Below are 11,658 nucleotides of genomic sequence, written 5' to 3'. Positions count from 1 at the left end.
CATCTGAACAACTAGAACTGTGCGCCACAAAAACACGTTTGCGTTAGGACTTTTCTTTTTCGAACAGCTTGCCTAGGGTCGTGCCCAGAACGAATACGTTCACAACTGGGAGTAACCATATGAAAAAGCTGCTTACAGCAACTGCAGCAACCGCCCTTCTTTCGGGCGCAGCTATGGCCGAAGACGTCACATTGGGTGTTCTGTTCGGCTTTACCGGACCGATTGAATCGCTGGCACCCGCTATGGGTTCAGGCGCCGAGATGGCGATGGCCGAAGTCACCGAATCCGGCAAACTGCTGGATGGCTCGACCGTCACCGCATCGCGCGCTGACACCGGCTGTATCGACAACGGCCTGTCCACCTCGAACGGTGAACGCATGATTGCCGACGGCGTTGCCGGCATCATTGGCGGTGACTGCTCTGGCGTGACCGGAGCGATCCTGCAGAATGTCGCGATCCCGAACGGGATGGTCATGATCTCGCCCTCGGCGACCTCGCCCGGCCTGTCGACCATGGAGGATAACGGCCTGTTCTTCCGCACCGCCCCTTCGGATGCGCGTGAAGGTCAAGTGATGGCAGATATCCTGAATGATCGCGGTATCACTTCAATCGCACTGACCTACACCAACAACGACTATGGCAAGGGTCTGGCAGACGCGATCCAGTCCTCGTTCGAGGCATCGGGCGGCGAAGTCACAATCGTGGCAGCGCATGAAGATGGCAAAGCGGACTACTCGGCCGAAGTTGGCGCGCTGGCCTCGGCCGGTGGCGACATTCTGGTTGTAGCCGGGTATCTCGATCAGGGCGGACTGGGCATCATTCAGTCAGCGCTGGACAGCGGTGCATTCGACACGTTCGGCTTGCCGGGCGGCATGATCGGTGACTCGCTGCCCGCAAATGTCGGTCCCGACCTGAACGGCTCGTTCGGTCAGATCGCCGGTTCAGGTGGTGAAGGTGCTGAAAAGTACTTTGCCATGGCCGAAGCCGCCGGTTTTGACGGATCGTCGCCCTATTCGCCTGAAAGCTATGACGCCGCAGCGCTGTTCATGCTGGCGATGCAGGCCGCTGGTTCGACCAACCCGGCCGACTATGGCAGCAAGATCCTAGATGTTGCCAACGCTCCAGGTGAGAAGATCTATCCGGGTGAGCTGGCCAAAGGTCTGGAACTGTTGGCCGCTGGTCAGGACATCGACTATGTCGGCGCGTCCGGCGTTGAATTGATTGGCCCCGGTGAAAGCGCCGGATCCTACCGCGAGATCGAAGTCACCGACGGCGAGAACAAGACCGTCAACTTCCGTTGATCCAGCAATAAAAGTCATAATACCAAGCAGCCCGGGCCTTGTGTCCGGGCTGTTTCAATGACAAAAGGCCGCACCTCTTTGCAGGGGATGGGCAAACAAGAACGCCGAACAGGGCGGCTAGGGGAAAAGATGATCGTCGTCGAGGACGTGCATAAGCATTTCGGCGGTTTTCATGCGGTGGACGGGGCATCGCTTGAAATCCAAATGGGCTCGATCACCGGCCTGATCGGGCCGAACGGGGCCGGAAAAACCACACTGTTCAACGTGATTGCGGGCGTTCTGCCACCAACCAGCGGCAGGGTGTTCATGGATGGTGAGGACATCACCGGCCTGCCGCCGCATGATCTGTTTCACAAAGGCTTGTTGCGGACCTTCCAGATCGCGCATGAGTTTTCGTCGATGAGCTGCCGCGAGAACCTGATGATGGTGCCCGGCGCGCAATCGGGTGAATCGCTGTGGAACACCTGGTTCGGGCGCAAGCGCATCGCAGATGAAGAGCGCGCCCTGGCAGCCCGCGCCGATGAGGTGCTGGAATTTCTGACCATTGAACACCTCGCCGATCACAAGGCCGGTCAGGTCTCGGGTGGGCAGAAGAAACTGCTGGAGCTTGGACGCACCATGATGGTCGACGCCAAGATCGTGTTTCTGGACGAAGTCGGCGCAGGTGTGAACCGCACCCTGCTGATGACCATCGCCGACACCATTCTGCGTCTGAACACGGAACGCGGCTATACCTTTGTGGTCATCGAGCACGACATGGATTTCATTGGCAAAATCTGCGACCCGGTCATCTGTATGGCCGAAGGCAAGGTTCTGGCCGAGGGAACTTTGGACGAGATCAAGGCCAATGAGCACGTGATCGAAGCCTATCTGGGCACCGGCCTGAAGAACAAAGACAAGCTGGAGGCCCAAACATGACCGCTGGAATGAGTGACAATCCCTACCAGGACGATAAGGGCAACAAGGATGCCTCGATCACCAACACGGCGGGCATTGGGACAATGACGCCGGCCCACCGTAAAAGCGGCGAAACGCATTCGGTCAAAGGTGGTCCGTTTCTGATTGGCGACACAATGACGGGCGGTTACGGCAAAGGGCCGGACATCCTGCACGATTGCACCATCGCCGTCGACAAAGGTGAGATCGCGGTGATCGTCGGCCCCAACGGTGCTGGTAAATCCACTGCCATGAAGGCCGTGTTCGGCATGCTGGACGTGCGTGCAGGCGCGGTGCGGCTGGATGGTGAGGATATCACCACCCTCACTCCGCAGGACCGGGTGATCCGGGGCATGGGCTTTGTTCCGCAAACGCAGAACATCTTCACTTCAATGACGGTCGAAGAGAACCTCGAAATGGGTGCCTTCATCCGCCGCGACGATTTCACAGAGACGATGGAACAGGTCTATGACCTCTTCCCTATTCTCCGCGACAAACGCAATCAGGCGGCCGGAGAGCTGTCGGGCGGTCAGCGCCAACAGGTCGCCGTGGGCCGCGCCTTGATGACCCAGCCCAAAGTGCTGATGTTGGACGAACCCACCGCCGGTGTTTCACCAATCGTGATGGATGAGCTTTTCGATCGGATCATCGAGGTCTCGCGCACCGGGTTGCCGATCCTGATGGTTGAGCAGAACGCTCGTCAGGCGTTGGAGATCGCAGATAAGGGATATGTGCTGGTTCAAGGGCGGAACGCCTATACCGGCACGGGCAAGGAACTGCTGGCCGATCCAGAGGTCCGTAAGAGTTTCTTGGGGGGGTGAGGATGTTCAAAACAGTTTCCGCATTATTTCTGAGCATTTTTCCCCAGACAGTTATGGCATTCATAGGGCCTGTGAGCGGTCTCGAGAAATATGATTGTGTGATTGTTGAAAGATGTGACGTTCAAAATCTCTGCCAATTAACACAGGAAAAAAGCGAACTGATCGTTACAACGACAGTCTTCATGGCACCAATAAACGAGCAGAATGGAAACAATCCATACGAACTTATTGACAGAGTGGAAGAAATCGCTTGGGTCGACTTTGCACGCTATTCAAGAGTGCCTGTTCCTCTCCCAATTTGGTTCAAATTCGATTTCGATTCAGGTGAACCAATGGAATTTAATTTAACTGATTGGCTCTCTGGCGAGCAGGTCTCACCATACGACGAACAGTCATATGCTTTTGTCTTCGAAGCGAATGCAAGCAACGACGATGAGGTTGTTGATCTTTGGGAGAACAGAAACTTTTGGTTCAGGCTGTATATAATGCGGAACAGCGCCGAAGCGCAGTTTGAAACAATCAAGATAATCTGTCCGGAGTATGGTGAGTAATATGGACTTCCTAAACGCCCTTGTGGCGCTCTCCAACTTCGTTCTTGTTCCCGCAATCGCCTATGGCAGCCAGTTGGCGCTGGGTGCGCTGGGGGTGACGCTGATCTATGGCATCCTGCGGTTCTCGAACTTTGCCCATGGCGACACGATGGCCTTTGGTGCGATGATCGCCGTGCTGGTCACATGGGGCCTGCAGGCCGCTGGTGTCAGTTTCGGGCCGTTACCGACTGCTCTGCTGGCCCTGCCCTTTGCCATTCTGGGCTGTATCGTTCTGGTTCTGATCACGGATCGGCTGGTTTACCGTTTCTACCGGGAACAAAAGGCCAAGCCGGTCATTCTGGTGATCGTCTCGATGGGTGTGATGTTCATCATGAACGGGCTGGTGCGGTTCATAATCGGGCCGGATGATCAAAGGTTCTCGGACGGTGAGCGGTTCATCGTTTCAGCGCGGGAATTCAAGGCGATGACCGGGCTGCGTGAGGGGCTGGCGATCAAGACCTCTCAGGGCATCACTGTGGTTGTGGCCGTTGTCGCCGTGGCACTTTTGTTCTGGTTTTTAAACAAAACCCGCACCGGCAAGTCGATGCGTGCGTATTCGGATAACGAGGATCTGGCGCTGCTGTCCGGCATCAACCCTGAACGTGTGGTGATGATCACCTGGATCCTTGTCGCGGCGCTGGCGACAACTGCGGGTGTGCTTTACGGGTTGGACAAGAGCTTTAAGCCCTTTGTCTATTTCCAGCTTCTGCTGCCGATCTTCGCTTCGGCCATCGTCGGCGGCCTCGGCAACCCGCTGGGCGCTATCGCGGGCGGGTTCATCATCGCGTTTTCCGAGGTGACGATCACCTATGCGTGGAAAAAGGTGCTGACCTATCTGGCACCGGAACATCTGGAGCCTTCGGGATTGGTCCAATTCCTATCCACCGATTACAAATTCGCGGTCAGCTTTGTTATCTTGCTTATCGTGCTTCTGTTTAAGCCCACAGGTCTGTTTAAGGGGAAAGCAGTATGACCGAGACTGTCAAAAATACGCTGCTTTTCGTGGTTGTTGGCGGCCTGATCCTGTTGACCGGATTCACGCAAAGTTGGAATTCGGCCATCCTAATCCTGAACATGGGGCTCATCTCGGCCATCATGGCGCTTGGGGTGAACCTGCAATGGGGTTTTGCGGGGCTCTTCAATGTCGGCGTCATGGGCTTTGTCGCGCTGGGCGGACTGGCGGTTGTGCTGGTTTCAACCCCGTCGACACCCGGCGCATGGTCCTCCGGAGGGTACGGGATCGTCCTTGCGCTGTTGCTGGGGGCTGCGACCGTTGTTGCGGCGGTTCTGGTGGCTACCAAGATGCCCAAGGGCCGGGTTCAGACGATTGCCATCGTCGCCATCCTGATCGCCGGGTTCTTTATCTACCGCGCGGTATTTGATCCCAGTGTTGCTGGTGTCGAAGCCATTGATCCAGCTGTCGCGGGCAACCTTGGCGGGTTGAACCTGCCGGTTCTGCTGGCCTGGCCAGCGGGTGGCCTGCTGGCCGCCGGGGCCGCATGGCTGATCGGCAAAACGGCCCTTGGCCTGCGCTCAGACTATCTGGCGATTGCCACGCTTGGGATTGCCGAGATCATCATTGCCATCATGAAAAACGAGGATTGGCTGGCCCGAGGCGTCAAGAATGTCTACGGCATCCCGCGCCCCTCGCCCGTGGTCGGCTATGAGGTTGAGCTGCAGCAGGATCCATCCTTCATTGCCCGAGCCGATTGGTTTGGGCTGGACCCTGTCATCGCCTCGACCCTGTCGGTCAAGCTGGGCTATTCCCTGCTGTTCATGGTTGTTCTTCTGATCCTGCTGTGGATGGCCCAGATGGCGCTGCGCAGCCCTTGGGGCCGCATGATGCGTGCCATCCGTGACAACGAGGTTGCAGCCGAGGCGATGGGTAAAGATGTCACCCGCCGCCATTTGCAAATCTTCGTTCTGGGCTCTGCCATCTGCGGTATCGCGGGCGCGATGATGACAACGCTGGACGGGCAGTTGACGCCGGGTACCTACAACCCTCTGCGCTTTACATTTCTGGTCTGGGTCATGGTGATCGTGGGCGGATCGGGCAACAACTTTGGTGCGGTGCTGGGCGCGTTCCTCATCTGGTTCCTGTGGGTCCAGGTCGAACCGATTGGGTTGTGGCTTATGAACCTGATCACGTCCGGAATGCCCGATGGCAGTGCGCTCAAGACGCATCTGATCGACAGCGCGGCCCATATGCGACTGTTCACGATGGGGTTGATTCTGCTGATTGTTCTTAGATTCAGCCCAAGAGGGTTGATCCCCGAGAAATAGGGCCACAGAACCTCCAATATATGGAACCGCGTCAAGAAATTGGTGCGGTTTCTTGCTTTTGAGTGAGGAACTTACTAGAGCAACTCATCGGCCTGACAAGTTTCACAGTCGTGTTCACCAAATATTTGCCTTTGTGCAGACTACTACCATTTGCCCGCAGGGAATAGAAAACACCGATGAAAACCACTCTTACAAAGACACTCATTCTGTTGCCGGTTCTTGCCTCTTTGACCGCATGTATTCCGTCACCAAAAGATCTGGAAACCACTCCGGTCAAAGTCCAGACCCCCAAGGGCGTGGTAACATGCCAGCTCTACCGGCAGAACCGCGTGGACTGGGACCGGGCAATCGACTTTCCGGCAACAAAAATGTCCGTCCCCGAGGCTGATGCATATTGCAGACAAGAAGGCCAACGCCGCCTGAAGTGACCGTTGTGAGGCCGGGCAATTAGCCCGGCCCGCCATTCAACGATTACGAAATAACCCGCCCAGAATGCCTCGGACGATCCTGCGCCCGGTTGTTCCCTTAAGCTCTTTAATGACGGCCTCGCTCATGGCGGTGGCAAAGGTGTCTTTCTTTCGCACGATCCGCGAAGAAGACCGCGATACTTTGCTACCTGAGTATCGGCGAGCCGTGGCAAATTCGCGTTCTGCAATCGATTGAGACTCAAGCTGTTCTTCTGCCTCGGCTGCGGCCTGTGCTGCGGCATCAGTCCGCGCCTGGAGCATCTCAAAGGCTGATCTGCGATCTATGCGGGTTTCGTATTTGCCTTTCATCGGAGATGCATTCATTACCGTTTGCCGTTCGGCAGCGGTAATCGGCCCCAACTGTGACCCAGGGGGACGGATCAAAGTGCGTTCGACGATGCCCGGAACCCCTTTCTTTTGCAGCATGGATGTAACCGCCTCGCCCACGCCAACCTCACGGATGGCGGCCTCTGTATCAAAGTTCGGATTCTCGCGGTAGGTTTCGGCCGCAAGGCGAAGGTTTTTCCTGTCTCGGGCAGTGAAGGCTCGCAAAGCATGCTGTACCCGGTTACCCAACTGACCCAGAATGTCTTCTGGGATGTCTGCCGGGTTTTGCGAGATGAAATAGACCCCTACGCCCTTTGATCGGATAAGGCGGGCGACCTGCTCGACCTTGTCCACAAGAACTTTGGGCGCGTCTTCGAACAACAGATGCGCTTCGTCAAAGAAAAATACCAGCTTGGGTTTGTCCGGATCGCCGACTTCGGGCAACTCTTCAAACAGTTCGCTCAGCAGCCATAACAGGAACGTCGCATACAGCCGAGGTGATCCCATCAACTTGTCAGAAGCCAGGATATTCACCATGCCATTCCCGTTGACATCGGTGCGCATAAGATCGGCCAGTTCCAGGGCAGGTTCGCCAAACAGATTGGTGCCCCCTTGATTTTCAAGAACCAACAACCGTCGCTGGATGGCACCGATCGAGGCGGTTGAGACATTCCCATAGCGCAGTGAAAGATTTGCTCTGTTCTCTCCAATCCAGACCAACAGGGCTTGCAGATCTTTCATATCCAACAGGGGCATACCTTCTTCATCGGCAACCCGAAATGCAATGTTTACAATGCCTTCTTGTGCTTCGCTCAGGTCCATCAGCCTGGACAACAACAAAGGTCCCATCTCGGATACTGTGGTTCGAACCGGATGGCCTTGCTGACCGAACAGATCCCAGAAAGTGACCGGGCAAGCGGCATATTCGTAATCCGTGAATCCGATGGTTTCGGCACGCTTCTGAAATGCCCCATGTAGCTTGTGACTTTCACTGCCCGCCAGCGCCAAACCAGACAGATCACCTTTGACGTCAGACAGAAACACCGGCACCCCGGCCTTGGAAAACCCCTCGGCCAGGATCTGAAGCGTCACGGTCTTGCCAGTGCCGGTCGCACCGGCGATCAGGCCGTGGCGGTTGGCGTATTTCAACGACAACGTCTGCGGTTGGCTGTAATCTGCGCCACCACCGCCAAGAAATATGTTCTCACTCATATGCTTAAGGCCCTGTTTCCTACCGATCTCCACCCAGCATACAAAGTTAACCTTTGGCTGCGATAGTTTTCTGGTTGTTCGTGTGTGAGAATTGCGCGGTCAACAAACTTCCTCCCTGTCGACTGGCCGCGCGTTCACGCGCGGCCCTTTTTCCACCATAGCTTCATAATTAAATTTTCAGGTTAGCAGTTGACCATCGCGCCGCCCTCTCGTAACGTCTGCTCATAATTAAGTCGGCCGGTCCGACGGGGAGAAAAATTCATGAAAGGGAGCCGCTCCACCGGCTCCCTTTTTTCTTGGCCACACGTATTGCCCACGGGGCCTCAGGCGAGATTCCGATCACTTCTGTCTTTTTACGCTGCATAATGCCTGACACTGCGCGCCAGTGGTGCTAGACCCAGCGAAAAGCCACATCAACAATCACGAGGCAATTATGTTCAGGACACCGATAAAGCTTGTTGCGGCAGCTTTTCTTTTCAACGGCGCCGCCCTGGCGCAAGAGACCACCGACACGACAGAACCTGCCACCGAATCCCCTACGACCGAGCAGGTGGACAATGGTCTCGACCTGGGGCAGCCGGTCGATGAAACCGTCAAGGTCGGACAGCGCTATGACAAAGAAAAATTCGGAGACTGGAGCCTGAACTGTTTGAAGATGAACGCGGGCAAAGATCTGTGTTCGCTGCTGCAGGTCATAAATGGCCCGCAAGATGTGCCTATGGCTGAGTTTTCCATGTTCCGCCTACCCGAAGGCGGTTCGGCTGTAGCCGGAGCAAATATCTTGGTTCCGCTTGAAACACTGTTGCAAGCGCAGCTGACCCTCTCAATCGACGGGGCGCCTGCCAAACGCTACAACTATTCGTTTTGTAACCCTGTTGGCTGTGTTGCCCAAATCGGCCTGACCCAAGGGGATATCGACGCAATGAAGCAGGGCAGCAAGGCGACTTTGACCATCGTTCCAGCGCCCGCGCCGGATCAGGTGATCGAACTTGACCTGTCTTTGTCCGGGTTTACTGCAGGTTACGACATTGTTGATGTCGCAACCAACTGAAGACTACATTTCGAGAAAGCCGTTTAACCCAGCGGCTTTCTCAAATCCGCTTCAAGGCAAGTACAGCGTTCAGACCTCCGAAAGCGAAAGCGTTGCTTAGCGCAACCTCGATTTTCGCTTCGCGTGCCTCGTTGGGCACAACGTCCAAAGCACATTCCGGATCAGGTTCTTCGTAGCCAATCGTCGGTGCAATCACCCCATCTCGCAGGGCCATGATACAGGCCAAAAGCTCTACCGCGCCGGTTCCGCCAATCAAGTGACCATGCATCGACTTTGTGGATGAGATCAAAAGTTCGTCCGCATGCGGGCCGAAAACGCCAGCTACAGCGGCACATTCCGTTTTGTCATTGGCCGCAGTACCTGTGCCATGGGCGTTGATATAACCCACCTGATTGGCATTCAGGCCAGCATCAGACAACGCCCCTGACATCGCACGGGCTGCGCCCTGCTTGCTGGGCATCACAATGTCTGATGCATCCGAGGTCATCGCGAAACCAGCAACTTCGCACAAAATTTCTGCCCCACGCGCCTTCGCGTGTTCGTATTCCTCGAACACGAAGATGCCCGCTCCCTCTCCTTGCACCATACCGTTTCGGTTGGCGCTAAAGGGACGACAGGCATCCTTGGACATCACCCGCAGCCCTTCCCAGGCCTTAACGCCACCAAAGCACAACATGGATTCTGAGCCGCCGGTGATCATCGCAGGGGCCGCCCCGCTGCGCACCATCTGAAAGGCTTGCGCCATCGCATGGTTCGATGAGGCACAGGCAGTCGATACGGTAAAGCTGGGACCTTTGAGGTTATGTTCCATCGATACGTGGCTTGCCGCCGCGTTGTTCATAAGTTTAGGAACAACAAATGGATGAACCCTGTTCTTCCCGTCCTCATAGACTGAACGGTAATTGTCGTCCCAGGTCGAAACGCCACCACCTGCTGTTCCCAGAACCACGCCAGATCGTGCAGCCAACTCACCGTGGAATTCGATCCCGGACTGATCTATGGCCTCTTTGGCCGCGGTCAGGGTAAACTGTGTAAACCTGTCATACAGAGTCATCTGTTGGCGGTTGAACCGACCCTCGGCTTCGAACCCCCGGACCTGCCCACCGATCTTGATCGCCAACCTGTCGACATCTCGAAATTCAAGTTCCGAAATGCCACAACGGCCTTCCCGCATCGCCTCAAGCGTATCTGGAACTGAATGACCAAGCGAATTGATCGTGCCTGCCCCGGTTATTACTACCCGTTTCATTTGCTTGGGTCAGACCTTTTCTGCCACAAGCTTTTCGATCCCAGCAATGATCGCGGCGACATTTGAGATGTCAAAGTCACTGGCCGTTGGTTCATTGGCATTGAACGGAACGGTAATGTCGAACTCTTCTTCGATGGCAAAGATACTCTCGACCAGCCCCAGGCTGTCGATCCCCAGATCTTCGAGCGTACTTTCGGGCGTCACATCCGAAGGCTCCAACACGGCTTGTTCGGCAATGATGGCAATGACGCGGTCGGTGATGCTCATATCGATCCTCTGATTATCACGTTGAATGTGATTTAATCGCTCGGAGGCTGTTTGGAAACAGCCTTTTTCAACGCCTCCACGTCACGAAGCATCCGCGGCAATCTGCGCTGCGCCTTATAGACATCAGTAAAGGTTTCCATCTTCACAGCCGGGTAGCCCATCAACACACGACCGGCAGGTACGTTTGACAGGATTTTGGTACCACCGCCGACAATCACCCGGTCGCCAACGAAAATATTGTCCGAGACGCCTGATTGCCCACCCAGAACCACGTTATTGCCAAGCTCAACCGAACCGGAAATACCAGACTGACCACACAGCAGACAGTCATTACCAACGCGCGTGTTGTGGCCGATATGGACCTGATTATCCAGTTTTGTGCCATTCCCGATGCGAGTATTACGAATGGTCCCGTTGTCGATCGTGCAATTCGCACCGATCTCGACATCGTCGCCAATTTCCACAGAACCAAGCGAATGAATGCGCAGCCAGCTTTGCGCGCTGGCGTCTCCTGCATCCCCCAAGGTCTTGCGCGCGTTCTCTACCCCCGATACTTCGGGCGTAACAAAACTGAACCCGTCACTACCGATCCTTGCCCCTGGTTGCGCGATAAAACGATCCCCGATCTGCACACGGGCACCAATGCTGACCATTTCGCGCAGAACGGCGTCTTCGCCCAACACAGCATCCATGCCTATGACGCAATGCGGTCCGATATTCGCCCCTCTGCCGACCCGGGCCCGTGCACCAATGACTGCCAGAGGGCCGATTGAGACCCCATCTGCCACATCCGCAGTTTGGTCGATGACTGCCGAAGGGTGAACCCCGGACCCAAAGCCCTGCCCTTTATCCAGCATGGAGGTGATCCCGGCCATCGCCATGCGCGGTCGTCGAACGAATATTGCTGCCTTAAGTCCCAACGCCTGCCAGTCAGCACCTTCCCAAAGGATGGCGACCTGCGCCGAACCCGATCCCAGATCCTCGGCATATTTCGGCGACATCGCCATCGCCAGATCAGTGGCAGTTGCATCCGACGGTTCAGCAGCAGCATGTACGACCAAGCTGGCGTCGCCCTGGAACTCAGCGTCAAGGGCATCTGCGATTTGTTGAACTGTATATTTCATGTGGGGCTTCCCGGAACTAGGACCTGCCCC

At 55.9% G+C, this 11,658-nt stretch carries 12 protein-coding genes; 8 read left to right on the top strand and 4 right to left on the bottom strand.

What is annotated here, in order from left to right; all coding sequences use genetic code 11:
* Positions 1 to 119 precede the first annotated feature (119 nt).
* The 7 genes from AC2FJV_RS02185 (at position 120) to AC2FJV_RS02155 (ending at position 6,359) form a co-directional block, all read left to right on the top strand.
* Positions 120 to 1,301: an ABC transporter substrate-binding protein gene (locus AC2FJV_RS02185; protein ID WP_142633772.1), complete on the top strand. Its 1,182-nt coding sequence runs from the start codon at positions 120 to 122 to the stop codon at positions 1,299 to 1,301.
* 129 nt (positions 1,302 to 1,430) lie between these two features.
* Positions 1,431 to 2,219, top strand: coding sequence for an ABC transporter ATP-binding protein (locus tag AC2FJV_RS02180; protein WP_496712637.1), 789 nt, complete (start codon positions 1,431 to 1,433; stop codon positions 2,217 to 2,219).
* A gap of 8 nt (positions 2,220 to 2,227) precedes the next feature.
* The gene (locus tag AC2FJV_RS02175; RefSeq protein WP_496712635.1) at positions 2,228 to 3,058 is read left to right on the top strand and encodes an ABC transporter ATP-binding protein; all 831 of its coding nucleotides are present in this window, start codon (positions 2,228 to 2,230) and stop codon (positions 3,056 to 3,058) included.
* 2 nt (positions 3,059 to 3,060) lie between these two features.
* Positions 3,061 to 3,609, top strand: a complete 549-nt coding sequence (locus AC2FJV_RS02170) for a hypothetical protein (RefSeq protein ID WP_496701042.1) — start codon at positions 3,061 to 3,063, stop codon at positions 3,607 to 3,609.
* Position 3,610: 1 nt separating this feature from the next.
* Positions 3,611 to 4,621: a branched-chain amino acid ABC transporter permease gene (locus tag AC2FJV_RS02165; RefSeq protein WP_282021241.1), complete on the top strand. Its 1,011-nt coding sequence runs from the start codon at positions 3,611 to 3,613 to the stop codon at positions 4,619 to 4,621.
* Positions 4,618 to 5,931 carry a branched-chain amino acid ABC transporter permease gene (locus tag AC2FJV_RS02160; RefSeq protein WP_496712419.1) on the top strand — a complete coding sequence of 438 codons (1,314 nt, stop codon included), beginning with the start codon at positions 4,618 to 4,620 and terminating at the stop codon, positions 5,929 to 5,931. The genes AC2FJV_RS02165 and AC2FJV_RS02160 overlap by 4 nt, the downstream gene beginning before the upstream one ends.
* 176 nt (positions 5,932 to 6,107) lie before the next feature.
* Positions 6,108 to 6,359, top strand: coding sequence for a hypothetical protein (locus AC2FJV_RS02155; protein ID WP_142633761.1), 252 nt, complete (start codon positions 6,108 to 6,110; stop codon positions 6,357 to 6,359).
* A 36-nt stretch (positions 6,360 to 6,395) separates the two neighbouring features.
* Here the strand turns inward: AC2FJV_RS02155 and AC2FJV_RS02150 are convergent, their stop codons facing one another.
* Positions 6,396 to 7,937, bottom strand: a complete 1,542-nt coding sequence (locus tag AC2FJV_RS02150; protein ID WP_496712415.1) for a helicase HerA-like domain-containing protein — start codon at positions 7,935 to 7,937, stop codon at positions 6,396 to 6,398.
* Positions 7,938 to 8,370: 433 nt separating this feature from the next.
* On the opposite strand from AC2FJV_RS02150, the gene AC2FJV_RS02145 reads away from it, so the two are divergent.
* On the top strand, positions 8,371 to 8,988 hold the full coding sequence (locus AC2FJV_RS02145) for an invasion associated locus B family protein (protein ID WP_142633757.1): 618 nt from the start codon (positions 8,371 to 8,373) through the stop codon (positions 8,986 to 8,988).
* A gap of 40 nt (positions 8,989 to 9,028) precedes the next feature.
* Here the strand turns inward: AC2FJV_RS02145 and AC2FJV_RS02140 are convergent, their stop codons facing one another.
* From AC2FJV_RS02140 to lpxD, 3 genes are read right to left on the bottom strand one after another with little or no spacing between them, the layout of a single operon-like run.
* Positions 9,029 to 10,237, bottom strand: a complete 1,209-nt coding sequence (locus tag AC2FJV_RS02140; protein WP_281994601.1) for a beta-ketoacyl-[acyl-carrier-protein] synthase family protein — start codon at positions 10,235 to 10,237, stop codon at positions 9,029 to 9,031.
* A 9-nt stretch (positions 10,238 to 10,246) separates the two neighbouring features.
* The gene (locus AC2FJV_RS02135; protein WP_142633752.1) at positions 10,247 to 10,504 is read right to left on the bottom strand and encodes an acyl carrier protein; all 258 of its coding nucleotides are present in this window, start codon (positions 10,502 to 10,504) and stop codon (positions 10,247 to 10,249) included.
* 32 nt (positions 10,505 to 10,536) lie between these two features.
* Entirely contained in the window at positions 10,537 to 11,628 is a 1,092-nt protein-coding gene (lpxD, locus tag AC2FJV_RS02130; protein WP_496712410.1) for a UDP-3-O-(3-hydroxymyristoyl)glucosamine N-acyltransferase, read from the bottom strand.
* Between the last annotated feature and the right edge of the window lie 30 nt (positions 11,629 to 11,658).

It is taken from the genome of Ruegeria sp. CDSA241, assembly GCF_059611265.1.
This window is presented reverse-complemented; position numbering and strand designations above follow the sequence as displayed.

Bases quoted from the DNA above. Each gene is read 5' to 3' on its own strand.
- AC2FJV_RS02185 (WP_142633772.1), top strand. From the start codon at position 120: ATGAAAAAGCTGCTTACAGCAACTGCAGCAACCGCCCTTCTTTCGGGC.
- AC2FJV_RS02180 (WP_496712637.1), top strand. From the start codon at position 1,431: ATGATCGTCGTCGAGGACGTGCATAAGCATTTCGGCGGTTTTCATGCG.
- AC2FJV_RS02175 (WP_496712635.1), top strand. From the start codon at position 2,228: ATGAGTGACAATCCCTACCAGGACGATAAGGGCAACAAGGATGCCTCG.
- AC2FJV_RS02170 (WP_496701042.1), top strand. From the start codon at position 3,061: ATGTTCAAAACAGTTTCCGCATTATTTCTGAGCATTTTTCCCCAGACA.
- AC2FJV_RS02165 (WP_282021241.1), top strand. From the start codon at position 3,611: ATGGACTTCCTAAACGCCCTTGTGGCGCTCTCCAACTTCGTTCTTGTT.
- AC2FJV_RS02160 (WP_496712419.1), top strand. From the start codon at position 4,618: ATGACCGAGACTGTCAAAAATACGCTGCTTTTCGTGGTTGTTGGCGGC.
- AC2FJV_RS02155 (WP_142633761.1), top strand. From the start codon at position 6,108: ATGAAAACCACTCTTACAAAGACACTCATTCTGTTGCCGGTTCTTGCC.
- AC2FJV_RS02150 (WP_496712415.1), bottom strand. From the start codon at position 7,937: ATGAGTGAGAACATATTTCTTGGCGGTGGTGGCGCAGATTACAGCCAA.
- AC2FJV_RS02145 (WP_142633757.1), top strand. From the start codon at position 8,371: ATGTTCAGGACACCGATAAAGCTTGTTGCGGCAGCTTTTCTTTTCAAC.
- AC2FJV_RS02140 (WP_281994601.1), bottom strand. From the start codon at position 10,237: ATGAAACGGGTAGTAATAACCGGGGCAGGCACGATCAATTCGCTTGGT.
- AC2FJV_RS02135 (WP_142633752.1), bottom strand. From the start codon at position 10,504: ATGAGCATCACCGACCGCGTCATTGCCATCATTGCCGAACAAGCCGTG.
- lpxD (WP_496712410.1), bottom strand. From the start codon at position 11,628: ATGAAATATACAGTTCAACAAATCGCAGATGCCCTTGACGCTGAGTTC.